This window comes from Achromobacter animicus, from assembly GCF_040775605.1.
GTDB lineage: Bacteria > Pseudomonadota > Gammaproteobacteria > Burkholderiales > Burkholderiaceae_B > Achromobacter > Achromobacter animicus.
The window spans coordinates 811,801-828,331 of sequence record NZ_JAYGJK010000001.1; the positions used below are offsets into that span (position 1 = coordinate 811,801).

The window sequence follows — 16,531 nt, forward strand, 5'->3', positions numbered from 1 at the left end:
TTCACCCCTTTTTTCCGCCGCGCGGACTATCTATATATAGCAGTCACGTCAAAGCGTGCCATCGCGCCGCGCTTCCAGCAGTTCCCAGCGCGCAAACTTCTCTTCGAGTTCATTTTCGAGCTTGGCCAGTTCGCCGTTGATGCGGTCGACCTCGGCCGGCGCATCGCGGTAAAGGCTGCCGTCAGCAAGTTGGCCGGCCAATTCAGCTTGCTTCGCTTCGAGCGCGGCAATCGCGTCCGGCAGCCCTTCGAGTTCGCGCAGGTCCCAGGCGTTGATCTTGCCAGCCTTCGCAGGCTTGGGCCGCGCCGCCTTTGCTCGTGCGGCGCCGTCGTCGGCGGGTTTCGCGGCCTTGTCGGCCTCAGCCTGCGGAGCGACAGGCGCCGGGCGCTGTGCGACCCATTCGTCGTAGCCGCCCACGTAATCGCGCCAGTGGCCGTCGCCTTCGTAGGCGATCGTCTGCGTGACCACGTTGTTGAGGAAGGCGCGATCGTGGCTGACGAGCAGCACGGTGCCTGCGTATTCCTGCAGCAGTTCTTCCAGCAACTCCAGCGTTTCGATGTCCAGATCGTTGGTGGGCTCGTCCAGCACCAGCACGTTGGCCGGCCGGGCAAAGAGCCGCGCCAGCAGCAGGCGCGCGCGTTCGCCGCCGGACAGGCTGCGCACCGGTGATCCGGCGCGCGCCGGCGAGAAGAGAAAATCGCCCAGGTAGGTCATCACATGCTTGCGCACGCCGCCGATCTCGACCCATTCGCTCCCCGGACTGATGATGTCGACGAGCGAAGCGTTTTCGTCGAGCTGCGCGCGCATCTGGTCGAAGTAGGCGACGGCGACGTTGGTGCCCAGGCGCGTCGTGCCGCTATCGGGCTGCAGTTCACCCAGGATGAGCTTGAGCAGTGTGGTCTTGCCTGCGCCGTTGGGGCCGATGATGCCGATGCGGTCGCCGCGCAGAAGGGTTGTGGAATAGTCGTCGACTACGATCTTGTCGCCGAAGCGCTTGCTGACGTGATCGAGTTCGGCCACGAGTTTGCCGGAGCGTTGGCCTTCGGCCAGCGCCAGCGACACATTGCCCACGCGCTCGCGGCGTTCGGCGCGCTGCACGCGCAGGCTTTCCAGGCGACGCACCCGGCCTTCATTGCGGGTGCGGCGGGCTTCCACGCCCTTGCGGATCCAGACTTCTTCCTGTGCCAGCAGTTTGTCGAAACGCGCCTGCTCGAGCCTTTCGGACTCGAGCCATTGGGCCTTGCGCTCCTGCCACTGCGAGAAGTTGCCCGGGAAGCTCAGGAGGCGTCCGCGATCGAGTTCGACGATGCGAGTGGTGACGGCGTCCAGGAACCGGCGATCGTGGGTGATGATGACTGCGGCGCCTTTCCAGGCGCGCAGCATGTCTTCCAGCCAGGCGATGCCTTCGAAGTCCAGATGGTTGGTGGGCTCGTCGAGCAGCAACAGATCCGGCTCGTCGATCAGGGCGCGGGCAAGCGCGACGCGCTTACGCGTGCCGCCGGACAGGCCGGCGATCTGCACGTCGGCGGGCAGGCCCAGCTTTTCGATGACGGCGCGCGCGCGCGAGGGGCGCTGCCAGTCTTCGTGGTCGCCATCTGCATTGCATACGACGTCAAAGACAGTGGCGTTGTCGTCGAGCTCGGGTTCCTGTTCGACGGTGGCCACTCGCAGACTCGAGCTGCGCGCAATTGCGCCGTCGTCGGGCTGCGTGCGGCCGTCGAGCAGTCTGAGGAGCGAGGACTTCCCTGCGCCGTTGCGGCCGATAAGGCCGATGCGCTCGCCGGACTGGATGGCGAAGTCGGCATGGTCCAGCAGTGGATGGTGCCCATATGCGAGCTGGACGTCGGTCAGGGTGATGAGAGTTTCGAGGGCCATGTAGTGTTGGTGTCTGCGGCATCTAAGCGGATCAGCGCGTATTGTCGCAGGAACCCGCCCCGCGGTTCTCGCGGGCGCCCTGGGGACAGAGCGGACGGCTGTAATAGAATACGCACTGCAAGATGGGTCGGACGATCGCGGTGGGTGCAAGCCCATCGAGGAAGGTCCGGACTCCACAGGGCAGGGTAACGGCTAACGGCCGTCCGGTCGTGTCTTCGGGCATGGCTGAGGAATAGGACCACAGAGACGAGACTGCGGCGCGGGCGCGCTATGCGCGCACTGATACGGCCATCTCCGTATTGCGCCGTCCGGCAACGGGCGGCGGCATCGCAGGGTGAAACGCGGCAACCTCTATCCGGAGCAACATCAAATAGGCATGCGTGCGGCCTCACGGCCGTGAAGGGCGGCTCCGTCCGAGCATGCGGGTAGATGGCTAGAGCGGCTCAGCAATGATCCGCGCAGAGGAATGATCGTCCGCCGGGGCAACCTGGTGTACAGAATCCGGCCTATAGACCCGTCTTGCACTGAATTTTCCCGGCGCGCGCGGATCTGGACGAGGCCGCGCGGCCGTCTGGCGCCCACCGCGCCAGTTGATTGCCACTTCCAGGGTCGCCCTTTTGGCGGGAAGCCTCGCCAACGGGAGGGATCGACCCAGCCCCAGGCGGTAAACCGCAATCGTTAGGCGCTACTTCTTAAGTAGGACTTTTAGAGTATGTCGCAACCTCCTGATTTATTGGGAGGTTTTTCTTTTTGCGAATTTACAAGTTGATCTAAGTCCTTGTTGTGATTGAAAAAATTGCAACCGCTCGCTTGACCGCCCCTTTCCCATACCGTAGAGTGGGAAATAGTAGGAAATTGTGCAATTAAGTGGGGTAAATGTGGTGTTTCAGGGAAGCAGCGCGCTCACGCTGGATGCCAAGGGACGGATCTCCATTCCGACCCGGCATCGTGACGCGCTCATGTCGCAGGCCGAAGGCCGGCTGACCCTGACCCGCCATCCCGACGGCTGCCTGCTGGTGTATCCGCGACCGGAGTGGGAAAAGAAGCGCGAGCAGATCGCCGCTTTTCCGATGACGGCCCGCGCGCTGCAGCGGCTGTTGCTGGGCAACGCTCAGGACGTGGAACTGGACGGCTCCGGCCGGGTCCTGATCGCTCCTGAACTGCGCAACGCTTCCGGTATGACGCGCGATGTGATGCTGCTCGGTCTGGGCTCTCACTTCGAGCTGTGGGACGCCGCTACCCTGGCTAGCCGAGAGGCTGAAGACTTGGCCAAGGGTATGCCGGACGTGTTGAACCAGTTTTCGTTCTGAAAGAGTTATGGAATTCGAACATCGGCCCGTCCTCCTGGCGCCGACGGTGGACGCGCTTTTGCTGCCCGGTTTCGGCGGCAAGGGCGCGGCACGGTCGCAGCCGCAGGATGGGCAGGATGTGGCTACGCGAATCGAAAGCGGCGTCTTCGTAGACGGCACTTTCGGCCGGGGCGGCCACAGCCGCGAGTTGCTTGGCCGGTTGGGCAAGCACGCCCGGCTGGTCGTGTTTGACAAGGACCCGCAAGCCATTGCGGTCGCCAACGCGCTGGCGGCCGAGGATGCGCGGGTCACTGTGGTGCATGGGGGCTTTGCCACCATGGCCGAAGAATTGCAGCAGCGCGGCATCGGCAAGGTCGATGGCGTGATGCTGGATCTGGGCGTTTCGTCGCCTCAGATCGACGATGCCGAGCGCGGTTTCTCGTTCATGCGAGACGGCCCGCTCGATATGCGGATGGACACCACTCGTGGTCCCACGGTGGCGGATTGGCTGGCGCAAGCCAGTGTGGATGAGATGCGGGAGGTCATAGCGGATTATGGCGAAGAACGGTTTGCTTTTCAGGTTGCAAAGGCGATTGCTGCTCGCCGCGCAACAAGGCCGCTGCGCACCACGCTCGAGCTTGCCGAGTGCGTCGCCAGCGCCGTCCGCACGCGCGAAAAGGGGCAACATCCGGCCACACGCACCTTTCAAGCTTTACGGATTTACATCAATCGGGAACTCGAAGAGCTCGCGCGCACCCTCGCGTCAGCTTTAGACCTGCTTGCCCCGGGGGGGAGGTTGGCGGTGATCAGCTTTCATTCACTTGAAGACCGCATGGTCAAGCAGTGCATCGCGGCGGCGGCCAGGCCGGCTGCTGCGCATGCACGCCTGCCCCTGCGCGAAAGAGAAATGCCCCAACCCGTTGTGCGATCCCTGGGCAAGGTCGTGGCCGAGGACGACGAAGTCTCGACCAACGCCCGCGCCCGTTCCGCCATCCTGCGCGCGGCTGAACGTACGGAAACGCCGCTGCCCGCTGAGGGCGGCTTTGCATTTGTGAAGATCGGTTCGCTGCCCGGCAGCGACCTCGCCCCGCCGTCCCGGCGTGGCGGCAAGGGAGGGCGCCGCTGATGGGTCGCGTCAACCTGATCGTTGCGGCTTTGCTGATGCTGTCGGCCATTTCCCTGGTCACCAGCCGGTATCAGTCGCGCCAGCTCTTCGTGGAGCTGGGCCGCGATCAGGCGCATGCGCGCGACCTCGAAACCAACTGGCGGCGCCTGCAGCTTGAGCGCGCCGAGCTGGCCCGCAATGCGCGGGTCGACGCCATTGCGCGCGACGGTCTGAAGATGATTCCCATCGTCCCCGACCGTACGCTCTATATGAATCAGGCGCCCGTGCCCGCGGCCGCCGGAGGCACGCAATGAAGCGCGTGCCCTTCTTCGACAATCCCGTGCTGCGCGGAAGCTTGCCTACGTGGCGCGCCCGCCTGGTGCTGATCCTGCTGTTTGGCGGGTTTACCGTGCTGGCCGGCCGCGCGCTGTTCCTGCAAGGATTGTCGACGGAATTCCTGCAGCAGCAGGGCGAGCGCCGCTACGAGCGCACGCTGACGCTGGCCGCCACGCGCGGCAAGATCATGGACCGTAATGGTGCGGTGCTGGCCTCGAGTGTGCCGGCGCGCGCCATCTGGGCGATTCCCGAAGACGTGAAGCAGGCCACGCCCGCGCAGCTGGATTCGCTGGCCAAGCTGCTGGACACGCCGGCGGGCGATCTGCGCCGCCGCCTCGTCGATGAGGACAAGAACTTCGTGTACCTGAAGCGCCAGGTCTCGATGGACGTGGCCGACAAGATCAAACAGCTGGGCTTGCCGGGCGTGCACCAGCAGCCCGAAACCCGCCGCTACTACCCGGACGGCGACGTGATGGCCCACGTGGTGGGCTTCAATAGTGTCGAGGACCAGGGGCAGGAAGGCGTCGAGCTGACGTTCAACCAGCAGTTGTCGGGCCGACCGGGAAGCCGCCGTGTCATCAAGGATCGGCTGGGCCGCGTCATCGAAGACGTGCAGGCCGTCACGTTGCCGGTTGATGGCCGGGACTTGCGCCTGTCCATTGACACGCGCCTGCAGTACCTGGTGTTCAAGGAACTGAAGGACGCCATGGACAAGCACCGCGCCAAGGGTGCGACGGCCGTGGTGGTGGATGTGCACACGGGCGAGATCCTGGCGCTGGCCAACGTGCCGACCTTCGATCCGAACAACCGCGAAACCTTCCATGGCGCCAACCTGCGCAACCAGGCGATCACGGATACGTTCGAGCCGGGCTCGATCATGAAGCCCTTTACCGCAGCGCTGGCGCTGGACCTGGGCCGCATCAGCACGTCGACGCAGTTCGAGACGGGTAACGGCCGGTTCACGTATCAGGGCAGCACGATCAGCGACGTGAGCCGCAACGGCACGCTGGATGTGGCGGGCGTGCTGCGCAAGTCCAGCAACATCGGCATGACGATGATCTCCGAGAAGCTGGAATCCCGTGAAATGTGGGACCGCTTCACCGAATTGGGTCTCGGCCAGGCGCCGCAGGTGGGATTCCCCGGCGCCGCGCCCGGCCGTCTGCGTCCGTGGGAACGCTGGCGCTTGATCGAAAAGGCCACGATGGCCTACGGCTACGGCCTGTCCGTGTCGCTGCTGCAAGTGGCGCGCGCCTATACCGTTTTTGCACGTAACGGCGACATGGTGTCGCTGACGCTGGTCAAGCGCGATAGCGATCCGACCAGCGTCAAGATCTACACGCCCAAGACGACCGCGCTGGTGCGCGCCATGCTGGAGGCCGCCACCGGCCCCGATGGCACGAAGGCCGCGCAGGTGCAGGGCTACCGCGTGGCGGGCAAGAGCGGCACCGCGCGCAAGATCGTGGACGGCAAGTACAGCACGCAACGTTACCGCAGCTCGTATGTGGGTTTTGCCCCGGTGTCGGATCCCAAGATCGTGGTGGCCGTGTCCATCGACGAACCGACGATCGGCGGCTATTACGGCGGCGCCATTGCCGCGCCCGTGTTCTCCCATATCGTGGGGGGGAGCCTGAGGCTGATGGGGGTGCGGCCCGACGCACCGTTTGAATCCACGATTGTTGCTGGTATCAAGGAGCCAGGCAGATGAGCGCCAACGGCTTCCACTCTTCCCCTGCCGCCACGGTTGCCGAGACCGTGGCGTGGTTGCATGAGCGCGTGTCGTTGACCGCGCATCTCAAGCTGGACTCGCGCGACATCGAGCCGGGCGACGTGTTCGTTGCTTGCCCGGGACTGTCGAGCGACGGCCGGCTCTATATAGATAAGGCGTTGGCGCTGGGCGCCAGCGCCGTGCTGTTCGAAGCGCCAGCCACCGATGCCGTACAAGCCGCGTCGGCCGGCACGCCCATGCTTGCGGTGACCGGCCTGCGCTCGCTGCTGGGCGAACTGGGCGACACCTGGTATGGCCGTCCGTCGGCGGCGCTGGCCGTGGTTGCGGTGACCGGCACTAACGGCAAGACGTCGTCGGTGCAATGGATTGCCCACGCGCTGAGCCGCAACGACAAGGCTTGCGGCACCATCGGCACGCTGGGCGCCGTGCTGCCCGACGGCCAGACGCTGGGCGGCAGCCTGACGACGCCGGATGTGCTGACTGTGCACCGCACGCTGGCCGCGATGCGCGACGCCGGCGCGAAGGCCGTGGCCATGGAGGCCTCGTCGATCGGCATCGAGCAGGGCCGCATGGACGGCGTGCGCGTGGCGCTGGCCGCCTTCACGAATCTGACGCGTGACCATCTGGACTATCACGTCACGATGGAGCGCTACGAAGCGGCCAAGGCGCGCCTCTTCCGCTGGCCCGGCCTGACCGCCGCGGTGATCAACGCCGACGATGAAGCCGGGCGGCGGATGCTGGCCAGCCTGCCGGACGGCGTGACGCCGATGGGTTACAGCCTGAGCGACGATCCTGAAATTCCGGCCGCCATGCGTGCGCGGGACTTGCAGGCAACGTCGCAAGGCCAGATCTTTACGCTGGTGTCGCCGCATGGCGAAGCCCAGATCGTGACGCGCCTCTTGGGCGCGCACAACGTTTCGAACCTGCTGCTGGTCGCGGGCGTGCTGTACAAGCTGGGCCTGCCGTTTGCGCAGATTGCGCGTGAACTGGCGGCGACGGATCCCGTCGATGGCCGTTTGCAAACCGTGGAACCGGCAGTGAGCTTGCCAGCCCATACGGCACGCGGTCCGCTGGTGGTGGTGGACTACGCCCACACGCCGGACGCGTTGTCCCGTGCGCTGCTGGCGCTGCGTGCCGTAGCCACGGCGCGTTCCGGCCGCCTGATCTGCCTGTTCGGCTGCGGCGGTGAGCGCGATCCGGGCAAGCGTCCGGTGATGGGCGCCATTGCCGCGGAGCTGGCCGACCACGTGGTGGTGTCCAGCGACAACCCGCGCACCGAATCGCCCGAGGCGATCGTCCAGCAGATCCTGGCCGGCGTGCCCGAAGCGGCGCATGCCGACGTGCAGGTCGATCGCGCGCGCGCCATCTTGCAGACCATCTGGGCGGCGTCGCCGGAAGACGTGGTGCTGCTGGCCGGCAAGGGTCACGAAACCTATCAGGACATCGGTGGCGAGAAGCTGCCTTTCGACGATCGGGAATGGGCGCGCGTGGCGCTGCTGCTGCAGCAGACGCCCGGCGTGTCCACCGATACGCGCCGCATCGGCGAAGGCGAACTCTTCGTCGCGCTGGTGGGCGAGAATTTCGACGCGCACGACTACCTGGATCAGGCAGCTTCGCGCGGCGCTTGCGCGGCGCTCGTCGCGCACCAGATTGCCGATGCCGGATTGCCGCAGCTTGTCGTGGGCGATACGCGCGTGGCGCTGACGCGCATCGGCGCCGCCTGGCGTGCCCGGTTCGTGCTGCCCGTGGTGGCGGTGACCGGCAGCAACGGCAAGACGACCACCAAGGAAATGATCTCCGCAATGCTCGCCGAATGGCAGGGCGACGCGGGGCGCCTGGCCACAGCCGGCAACCTGAACAACGACATCGGCGTGCCGCTGACCTTGCTGCGCCTGCGCGCGGGTCATCGCGCCGCCGTGTTCGAACTGGGCATGAACCACCCCGGTGAAATTGCGCAGCTTGCCGCCATTGCCGCGCCTACCGTGGCGCTGGTCACGAATGCGCAGCGCGAGCACCAGGAATTCATGCACACCGTCGAAGCGGTCGCGCATGAGAACGGCGCCGCGATTGCCGCATTGCCGGCCGATGGCGTCGCCGTGTATCCCGGAGACGAGCCCTACGCAGCCATCTGGGACGCGTTGGCCGCGCCGCGCCGCGTGCTGCGGTTCGGCCTGCAGCCCGGCCTGGACGTCTATGCGGAACAGATCATCGCGGAAGTCGACGCCACGCGCTGCCGTGTCGTGACGCCGGTCGGCGTTGCCGATCTGACGCTGCCGGTGGCGGGATTGCACAACCTGCGCAACGCGCTGGCCGCCATCGCCAGCGCCATTGCAGCGGGCGCGCCGCTCGAGATCGCGGTGCGTGCGCTGGCGGGATTCAGCCCGGTGGCCGGCCGCATGCAGCACAAGCGAATGGGTGACGGAACGTTGCTCATCGATGACACCTACAATGCCAACCCCGATTCGGTCCGCGCAGCCATCGACGTGCTTGCGCGCATCGGCGGCACGCGCGTCCTGGTCTTGGGCGACATGGGCGAAGTCGGGGACAACGGCCCCGCCATGCACGTCGAGGTGGGCAATTACGCGCGCGAGCATGGGCTCGACGCATTCATCACGCTAGGCGAAGCCAGCCGGGCGGCAGCTGCCGCATTCGGCGCTGGCGCGCACGCCTGCGCATCGGTAGACGAAGTCGTTGCCGCCTTGCGCGGCTTGCGCCCGTCCTGCGTATTGGTAAAAGGATCGCGCTTTATGCGCATGGAGCGGGTAGTGACGGCTTTTTCTTTGAATGACGGTACGGCAGCCGCAGGGCAGGGAGAGCAGCATGCTGCTTGAGATCGCCCGCCTGCTTTCCGATGATGTGCGCGCGCTGGGCGTGTTCGAATACATCACGCTGCGCGCCGTGCTGGCGTGCGCGACGGCGCTGGTGATCGGCCTGGTGGCCGGTCCGCGCGTCATCCGCAAGCTGACCGAAATGAAGATCGGCCAGGCTGTGCGCACGTACGGTCCCGAATCGCATCTGGTCAAGACCGGCACGCCGACCATGGGCGGCGTGTTGATCCTGATCTCCATCGCCATCAGCACCTTGCTGTGGGCGGATTGGACGAATCGCTTCGTGTGGGTCGTGCTGCTGGTGACCTTCGGGTTTGGCTGGATCGGCTGGCGTGACGACTACCGCAAGGTGGTCTATCGCGATCCCGAAGGCATGCCGGCGCGTCAAAAATTCTTCTGGCAAGCCACCATCGGCATGGTGGCTGCGGTGTATCTGGCGTTCGCGGTGTCCGCGCCCGCCAACACCGAACTCTGGCCCCTGTTCAAGGCCTGGGTGGGCAGCGGCTTCACGATGGCGCTGCCGACGCGTGCCGACCTGATCGTCCCGTTTTTCAAGACCGTGAGCTATCCGCTGGGCGTGCTGGGTTTCGTGGCGCTGACCTGGGCTGTGATCGTCGGCACCAGCAACGCCGTGAATCTGACCGATGGCCTGGATGGCCTGGCCATCATGCCCACCGTGATGGTCGGCAGCGCGCTGGGCATCTTCGCCTACGTGGTCGGTCGCGTGGACTATTCGAAGTACCTGCTGTTTCCGTACATCCCCGGCGCATCGGAATTGATGGTGCTGTGCGCGGCGATCGGGGGCGCGGGGCTCGCATTTTTATGGTTCAACGCGTATCCGGCGCAAGTGTTCATGGGCGACGTCGGCGCGCTTGCGTTGGGCGGTGCGTTGGGCACGATTGCGGTCATCGTGCGCCAGGAAATCGTGCTGTTCATCATGGGCGGCGTGTTCGTCGTCGAGACGCTTTCGGTGATGATCCAGGTGACCTGGTTCAAGTACACGAAGCGACGTTATGGAACAGGTCGACGCATTTTCCGAATGGCCCCGTTGCATCATCACTTTGAAGTGGGCGGCTGGAAGGAAACCCAGGTGGTCGTGCGTTTCTGGATCATCAGCATGATGCTGGTGCTGATTGGCCTCTCTACGCTGAAGTTGCGATGAACATGATGGAATCCTCCCGCGCTGACGCGCCGCTCGTGCTGATCCTCGGATTGGGCGAGACGGGCGTCGCTGCCGCACGCTGGTGCGCCCGCCTGGGCGCCCGCTTGCGCGTGGCCGACACGCGCGCGGAACCGGGAGGCCTGGCCGCGCTGCGCGAAGCGTTGGCGCAAAACGAAGTGGAGTACCGGCTGGGCTGCGACGAATCGTTTGCCACCGATCTGCTGGATGGCGTGTCGCAGGTCGTGTTGAGCCCGGGTCTGGCGCCCACGCAGGCGCCCGCCGCCGACGTGCTGCGCGAGGCCGAGGCCCGCGGCATTGAAATCGTCGGCGAGATCGAACTGTTTGCCCGCGCGCTGGCGGATCTGGCCGCCGATCGCGAGTATCGCCCGCGTCTGCTTGCCGTGACCGGCACCAATGGCAAGACCACCGTCACCGCGCTGACGCGGCAACTGGTCGAAGCCAGCGGGCTGACGGTCATCGCTGCCGGCAACATCAGCCCCGCGGCGCTGTCCGCGCTGATGGACGCGCTGGACACGGACGCGCTGCCGCAGGTGTGGGTGCTTGAACTGTCCAGCTTCCAGCTTGAAACGACGCGCACGCTGATGGCCGATGCGGCCGTCGTGCTGAACGTGACCCAGGATCACCTGGACTGGCACGGTGGCATGCAGGCCTATGCCGATGCGAAGGGCCGCCTGTTGAAGATGGCGCGCATCGCCATCGTCAATCGCGACGATCCGCTGACCGTCGATATGGTGTCGTCGCTGAACGCCATGAACGTGCGCAGCTTTGGCCGCGATGTGCCTGAGCTGGTGGGCGACATGGGCCTTGAACTGGGACAGGGCGTAGCGTGGCTGACGGCCTGCGAGTCCAACGATTTCGATGAGCCGGCACCGCCCACGCGGCGCAAGAAGGACGCGCCCGAACCTGTGCGCGCCAAGGGCCGCATGAGCCGCCTCATGCCCGTGGACGCGTTGCGCATCCGCGGTATCCACAACGCGCTGAACGCGCTGGCTGCGTTGCAGCTTGCCCGCTGCCTGGATCTGGGCTGGGGCTCCATGCTGCGCGCGCTGCGCGACTACGCGGGCGAGCCGCATCGCGCCGCCTTCGTGCGCACCATCGGCGGCGTCGACTACATCAATGACAGCAAGGGCACCAACGTGGGCGCCACCGTGGCCGCGCTGGAAGGCCTGGGCCAGCCCGTGGTGCTGATCGCTGGCGGCCAAGGCAAGGGCCAGGATTTTTCGCCGTTGATTCCCGTCGTCTCGCGCCATGCGCGCGCGGTGATGCTGATCGGCCTGGATGGCCCGGAGATCGGCCGCGTGCTGGAGCCGACCGGCGTCGAGTGCCTGACTGTCGAGACCTTGCGCGACGCCGTGCGCGGTGCGGCCGAACTGGCGCAGCCGGGCGACGCCGTGCTGTTGTCGCCGGCGTGCGCCAGCCTGGACATGTTCCGCAATTACCCGCATCGCGGGCAGGTGTTCGTGGAAGAGGTCGAAGACCTGGCCCGCGACCGTGGAGAGGTGGCATGAACCGCAACGCCGCCTCCTGGGCGAATTCCGTGGCTCGTGGCGCCGAGGCCGCACAATGAGCCTGATCGCCGACCTGACCGCCAGCGTCAATGCCGTACGGCCCGGCCGTACCCGCATGCGCAACTTCGACATGCCGCTCGTGATCGCGGCGTCGACGTTGCTGCTGCTCGGCCTGCTGATGGTGTATTCGGCATCGATCGCGCTGGCCGACGGCCCGCGCTATGCGTCCTATGGCCGCTATTACTTCGTGATCCGCCACGGCCTGTTCGTCAGCGCGGGCCTGGTCGGCGCCGCCATCGTGCTGTCGATCCCCATCCGGGTCTGGCAGCGTCTGGCTGTGCCGCTTTTCGTGGTGACGATGGTGTTGCTGGTGGCGGTGCTGATTCCGGGCATCGGCCGCGAAGTCAACGGCGCGCACCGCTGGATCCCGTTGGGTCCGCTGAATTTCCAGCCGTCCGAGCTGATGAAGCTTGCCGCCTTGCTTTACGCGGCCGACTACACCGTGCGCAAGCAGGAGCACATGCAGGCCTTTGCCCGCGGCTTCCTGCCGATGGCGTTCGCGCTGGCCGGCGTCGGCATGCTGCTGCTGCTCGAGCCCGACCTGGGCGCGTTCATGGTGATCGTGGCCATTGCCATCGGCATCCTGTTTCTGGGCGGCATCAACGGCAAGTATTTCAGCAGCCTGCTCGCCGTGCTGGTGGGCACGTTCCTGATGCTGATCTGGCTGTCGCCGTGGCGTCGTGCGCGGCTGTTCGCGTACCTGGACCCCTGGAACGAAGACAACGCCTACGGCAGCGCGTACCAGCTGTCGCACTCGCTGATTGCGCTGGGTCGCGGTGAATGGTTCGGCGTTGGCCTGGGCGCCAGCGTCGAAAAACTGCATTACCTGCCCGAGGCGCACACCGACTTCCTGATGGCGGTGGTGGGCGAGGAACTGGGCTTTGCCGGCGTCATGCTGGTGATCACGCTGTTCGCCATCATCGTGTACCGCGGATTCGACATCGGCCGTCAGGCCATCGCCATGGAACGCACGTTCGCCGGCCTGGTCGCGCACGGCGTGGCCATGTGGTTCGGCGTGCAGTCGTTCATCAACATGGGCGTGTGCCTGGGCCTGCTGCCCACCAAGGGCCTGACGCTGCCCCTGATGAGCTACGGCGGTTCGGGCGTGGTGATGAACCTGTGCGCGCTGGCGATGCTGATCCGGGTCGACGTGGAAAACCGCATCATGATGCGCGGGGGACGGGTATGACCGCCGCTCGCACGATCCTGATCATGGCCGGTGGCACCGGCGGTCATATCATGCCGGGTCTCGCCGTGGCCGACGTGCTGCGCGAGCGCGGCTGGCGCGTGCTGTGGCTGGGCAATCCCGAAAAGATGGAAGGCCGCCTCGTGCCGCCGCGCGGCATCGAACTGGTGCCGCTGCGCTTCCAGGGCGTGCGCGGCAAAGGCGCGTCCGCGTTGCTGAAGCTGCCGTTCCTGCTGCTGCGCGCGTTCGCGCAAGCGTGGTCGCGGCTGTCCGATGTGCGTCCCGACGTGGTGCTGGGCATGGGCGGTTACGTGGCATTTCCGGGCGGCGTGATCGCGGTGCTGCGCGGCACGCCGCTGGTCGTGCACGAACAGAATGCCGTCGCCGGCACCGCCAACAAGTGCCTGGCGAAGATGTCGCGCCGTGTGCTGAGCGGATTTCCCGGCGTGCTGCCCAAGGGCGAAGCCATGGGCAACCCGGTGCGCGCCGACCTGTGCGCCTTGCCGGATCCCGCGGAACGCTATGCCGGCCGCACCGGCCCGCTGCGCGTGCTGGTGGTGGGCGGCAGCCTGGGGGCGCAAGCCTTGAACACCACCGTGCCGCAGGCGCTGGCGCGTCTGCCGCTCGAGAACCGGCCGACGGTCGTCCACCAGGCCGGTGAACAACATTTGCCGGCGCTGCAACAGGCCTACGCCCAGGCGGGCGTGCAGGCCGATTGCCGCGCTTTCATCGACGACATGGCGGGCGCCATGGCCGACGCCGATCTGCTGATCTGCCGCGCAGGCGCCATGACGGTGTCCGAAGTGGCGGCCGCCGGCGTCGCGGCGCTGTTCGTGCCGTTCCCCCACGCCATCGATGACCACCAGACTGCCAACGCACGCTTCCTGAGCGACGCGCAGGCCGCCTGGCTGCAGCCGCAGACCGCCCTGACGCCTGAGTGGCTGGCGGACTGGCTGAGCCAGCGCACCCGACAAGAACTTGAGGCTGTCGCCGTCCGGGCCCGCGCGCATGCGCGTCCCGACGCGGCCGCCCATATCGCCGACGTCTGTGAACAAGCAGCGGGGCGTTCATCATGAAACACAGAATTCAACATATCCATTTTGTAGGCATCGGCGGTTCGGGCATGAGCGGCATTGCCGAAGTGCTGCTGAACCTGGGCTACGACATCAGCGGTTCCGACCTGAACGAGTCGGCGGTGACGCGCCGCCTGGCCGGCCTGGGCGTGAAGATCGCGATCGGCCATGCCGCCAGCAACGTCACGGGCGCCAGCGCCATCGTCACGTCCACCGCGGTGGCGGGCGACAACCCCGAAGTGATCGCGGCGCGCTCTGCGCGTATTCCGGTGGTGCCGCGCGCCATCATGCTGGCCGAGCTGATGCGCTTGAAGCGCGGCATCGCCGTGGCCGGCACGCACGGCAAGACCACCACGACCAGCCTGGTCGCCAGCGTGCTGGCGGCGGGCGACCTGGACCCCACGTTCGTGATCGGCGGCCGCCTGAATTCGGCGGGCGCCAATGCGCGGCTGGGGCAGGGCGACTACATCGTGGTCGAGGCCGACGAGTCGGACGCCTCGTTCCTGAACCTGCTGCCCGTGATGGCCATCGTGACCAATATCGATGCCGATCACATGGACACCTACGGGCACGACGTGGCGCGGCTCAAGAGCGCGTTCATCGAATTCACGCAGCGCCTGCCGTTCTACGGCAGCGCCGTGCTGTGCTCGGACGACGCGAACGTGCGCGAGATCATGCCGTTCGTGTCGCGTCCCATCACGACCTACGGCCTGAACGAAGAAGCGCAGGTGCGTGCCTATGAGGTGCAGCCTGACGGCACGCGCATGCGCTTTAACGTGCAGCGCACTCACCGCGACACGCTGTTGCCGCCCCTGAACGTCGAACTGAATCTGCCCGGCCTGCATAACGTGCGCAACGCGCTGGCCGCGATCGCCGTGGCGACCGAGTTGGGCGTGTCCGACGCCGCCATCTGCGAGGCGCTGCGCGCGTTCAAGGGCGTGGGCCGCCGCTTCACGCAGACGGGCGAATTCCCGGTGCCGGCCAACCACGGCGGCGGCACGTTCACGGTGATCGACGATTACGGCCACCATCCCGTCGAAATGTCGGCAACGCTGGCTGCGGCGCGGGGCGCCTGGCCCGACCGCCGCATCGTGCTGGCCTTCCAGCCGCACCGCTACACGCGGACGCGCGATTGCTTCGAGGATTTCGTGCGCGTGTTGGGCACGGCTGACGCCGTCCTGCTGACCGAGGTCTATGCCGCTGGCGAACCGCCGCTGGTCGCCGCTGACGGACGTGCCCTGTCGCGCGCGTTGCGCGTGGCCGGCAAGGTCGAGCCGGTGTTCGTGGAAGACGTGGCGGAGCTGCCGCAGACGGTTGTGGATTTCGTGCGCGATGGCGACGTCGTCATCGTGATGGGGGCGGGTTCGATCAGCAAGGTCCCCGCCCAGGTGGGAGAGCTGGCATGAGCAAGCAATTCGGCAAGGTGGGTGTGTTGTACGGCGGCCGGTCCGCCGAACGTGAAGTTTCGCTCATGTCCGGCAAAGGCGTGCACGAGGCGCTGACCAGCGCCGGCGTGGACGCGCACCTGTTCGACACCGGCGAGCGCAGTCTTGCCGAACTGGCCGATCAAGGCTTTGACCGTGTGTTCATCGCGCTGCACGGCCGTTACGGCGAAGACGGCACCCTGCAGGGCGCGCTGGAACTGTTGGGCATTCCTTACACGGGCAGCGGCCCGATGGCCTCGGCACTGGCCATGGACAAGACCATGACCAAGCGCATCTGGCTGCAGCATGGCCTGCCCACGCCCGACTTTGAAGTGCTGGACGCCGATACCGAACTGCGCCTGGTCCCCGACCGCCTGCAACTGCCGCTGATCATCAAGCCGCCGCATGAGGGCTCGACCGTGGGCATCACCAAGGTCGTCGGCTACTCAGACATGAAGGAAGCCTACGCCGCAGCCGCGCAGTACGACAGCGAGGTCCTGGCCGAGCAATTCATCACTGGGCGCGAGCTGACCGTGGCCGTGCTGGGCTCGGGCAAGGCGGCACGCGCGCTGCCGGTGATCGAGATCGCGGCGCCGGGCGGCAACTACGACTACGAACACAAGTATTTCTCCGACGATACGCAGTATTTCTGCCCGGCCGCCTTGCCCGCGGACGTCGCTGAAGAAGTCGCGCGGATTGCCGTCAAGGCGTATCAGACGCTGGGCTGCGAGGGCTGGGGCCGCGCGGATTTCATCCTCGATGCCGACAACCGGCCCTGGCTGCTTGAAATGAATACTTCGCCCGGCATGACCGGCCACTCCCTGGTGCCCATGGCCGCGAAGGCCGTGGGGATCAGCTATGCAGAATTGTGCGTGGCCATCCTGTCCGAGGCCTCGTGCAAGGTGCACGGCCACGCCCGCAACGCTTGATCTGGATAC

At 66.3% G+C, this 16,531-nt stretch carries 12 protein-coding genes and 1 other RNA gene; 12 read left to right on the forward strand and 1 reads right to left on the reverse strand.

All coding sequences use genetic code 11. The annotated features are described in order from the left end of the window. Positions 1-48 precede the first annotated feature (48 nt). Entirely contained in the window at positions 49-1,875 is a 1,827-nt protein-coding gene (locus AB3147_RS03620) for an ATP-binding cassette domain-containing protein (RefSeq protein ID WP_367351427.1), read from the reverse strand. 119 nt (positions 1,876-1,994) lie between these two features. Between AB3147_RS03620 and rnpB the strand changes: the two genes are divergently transcribed. The 12 genes from rnpB to AB3147_RS03680 all read left to right on the forward strand — a co-directional run bounded on the left by rnpB (position 1,995) and on the right by AB3147_RS03680 (position 16,522). After that, positions 1,995-2,400: RNase P RNA component class A (rnpB, locus tag AB3147_RS03625), an RNA gene on the forward strand. A gap of 356 nt (positions 2,401-2,756) precedes the next feature. Beyond that, positions 2,757-3,185, forward strand: a complete 429-nt coding sequence (mraZ, locus tag AB3147_RS03630) for a division/cell wall cluster transcriptional repressor MraZ (protein WP_056322651.1) — start codon at positions 2,757-2,759, stop codon at positions 3,183-3,185. A gap of 7 nt (positions 3,186-3,192) precedes the next feature. Beyond that, positions 3,193-4,290: a 16S rRNA (cytosine(1402)-N(4))-methyltransferase RsmH gene (gene rsmH, locus AB3147_RS03635; RefSeq protein WP_367351428.1), complete on the forward strand. Its 1,098-nt coding sequence runs from the start codon at positions 3,193-3,195 to the stop codon at positions 4,288-4,290. After that, positions 4,290-4,583 carry a cell division protein FtsL gene (ftsL, locus tag AB3147_RS03640; RefSeq protein WP_056569320.1) on the forward strand — a complete coding sequence of 98 codons (294 nt, stop codon included), beginning with the start codon at positions 4,290-4,292 and terminating at the stop codon, positions 4,581-4,583. The genes rsmH and ftsL overlap by 1 nt, the downstream gene beginning before the upstream one ends. Beyond that, positions 4,580-6,310 carry a peptidoglycan D,D-transpeptidase FtsI family protein gene (locus AB3147_RS03645; RefSeq protein ID WP_175125648.1) on the forward strand — a complete coding sequence of 577 codons (1,731 nt, stop codon included), beginning with the start codon at positions 4,580-4,582 and terminating at the stop codon, positions 6,308-6,310. The genes ftsL and AB3147_RS03645 overlap by 4 nt, the downstream gene beginning before the upstream one ends. Then, a complete protein-coding gene (murF, locus tag AB3147_RS03650; protein ID WP_367351429.1) occupies positions 6,307-9,162 on the forward strand; it encodes a bifunctional UDP-N-acetylmuramoyl-L-alanyl-D-glutamate--2,6-diaminopimelate ligase MurE/UDP-N-acetylmuramoyl-tripeptide--D-alanyl-D-alanine ligase MurF in 2,856 nt (951 codons plus the stop codon). Before AB3147_RS03645 ends, murF begins: the two co-directional genes overlap by 4 nt. Then, entirely contained in the window at positions 9,152-10,321 is a 1,170-nt protein-coding gene (gene mraY, locus AB3147_RS03655) for a phospho-N-acetylmuramoyl-pentapeptide-transferase (RefSeq protein WP_105237357.1), read from the forward strand. The genes murF and mraY overlap by 11 nt, the downstream gene beginning before the upstream one ends. Continuing rightward, entirely contained in the window at positions 10,318-11,850 is a 1,533-nt protein-coding gene (gene murD / locus AB3147_RS03660; protein ID WP_367351430.1) for a UDP-N-acetylmuramoyl-L-alanine--D-glutamate ligase, read from the forward strand. Before mraY ends, murD begins: the two co-directional genes overlap by 4 nt. Before the next feature lie 55 nt (positions 11,851-11,905). Then, positions 11,906-13,099 (forward strand): putative lipid II flippase FtsW, encoded by a 1,194-nt coding sequence (ftsW, locus tag AB3147_RS03665; RefSeq protein ID WP_175139416.1) that lies wholly within the window; start codon positions 11,906-11,908, stop codon positions 13,097-13,099. Beyond that, positions 13,096-14,172 carry an undecaprenyldiphospho-muramoylpentapeptide beta-N-acetylglucosaminyltransferase gene (gene murG, locus AB3147_RS03670; RefSeq protein WP_367351431.1) on the forward strand — a complete coding sequence of 359 codons (1,077 nt, stop codon included), beginning with the start codon at positions 13,096-13,098 and terminating at the stop codon, positions 14,170-14,172. The genes ftsW and murG overlap by 4 nt, the downstream gene beginning before the upstream one ends. After that, positions 14,169-15,575, forward strand: a complete 1,407-nt coding sequence (murC, locus tag AB3147_RS03675) for a UDP-N-acetylmuramate--L-alanine ligase (protein WP_175125638.1) — start codon at positions 14,169-14,171, stop codon at positions 15,573-15,575. The genes murG and murC overlap by 4 nt, the downstream gene beginning before the upstream one ends. Further along, positions 15,572-16,522 carry a D-alanine--D-alanine ligase gene (locus AB3147_RS03680; RefSeq protein WP_175139415.1) on the forward strand — a complete coding sequence of 317 codons (951 nt, stop codon included), beginning with the start codon at positions 15,572-15,574 and terminating at the stop codon, positions 16,520-16,522. The genes murC and AB3147_RS03680 overlap by 4 nt, the downstream gene beginning before the upstream one ends. Positions 16,523-16,531 lie beyond the last annotated feature (9 nt).

What these genes read in the sequence shown, in the direction of transcription:
- AB3147_RS03620 (WP_367351427.1), bottom strand. Translation starts at nt 1,875, where the DNA reads ATGGCCCTCGAAACTCTCATCACCCTGACCGACGTCCAGCTCGCATAT.
- rsmH (WP_367351428.1), top strand. Translation starts at nt 3,193, where the DNA reads ATGGAATTCGAACATCGGCCCGTCCTCCTGGCGCCGACGGTGGACGCG.
- ftsL (WP_056569320.1), top strand. Translation starts at nt 4,290, where the DNA reads ATGGGTCGCGTCAACCTGATCGTTGCGGCTTTGCTGATGCTGTCGGCC.
- AB3147_RS03645 (WP_175125648.1), top strand. Translation starts at nt 4,580, where the DNA reads ATGAAGCGCGTGCCCTTCTTCGACAATCCCGTGCTGCGCGGAAGCTTG.
- murF (WP_367351429.1), top strand. Translation starts at nt 6,307, where the DNA reads ATGAGCGCCAACGGCTTCCACTCTTCCCCTGCCGCCACGGTTGCCGAG.
- mraY (WP_105237357.1), top strand. Translation starts at nt 9,152, where the DNA reads ATGCTGCTTGAGATCGCCCGCCTGCTTTCCGATGATGTGCGCGCGCTG.
- murD (WP_367351430.1), top strand. Translation starts at nt 10,318, where the DNA reads ATGAACATGATGGAATCCTCCCGCGCTGACGCGCCGCTCGTGCTGATC.
- ftsW (WP_175139416.1), top strand. Translation starts at nt 11,906, where the DNA reads ATGAGCCTGATCGCCGACCTGACCGCCAGCGTCAATGCCGTACGGCCC.
- murG (WP_367351431.1), top strand. Translation starts at nt 13,096, where the DNA reads ATGACCGCCGCTCGCACGATCCTGATCATGGCCGGTGGCACCGGCGGT.
- murC (WP_175125638.1), top strand. Translation starts at nt 14,169, where the DNA reads ATGAAACACAGAATTCAACATATCCATTTTGTAGGCATCGGCGGTTCG.
- AB3147_RS03680 (WP_175139415.1), top strand. Translation starts at nt 15,572, where the DNA reads ATGAGCAAGCAATTCGGCAAGGTGGGTGTGTTGTACGGCGGCCGGTCC.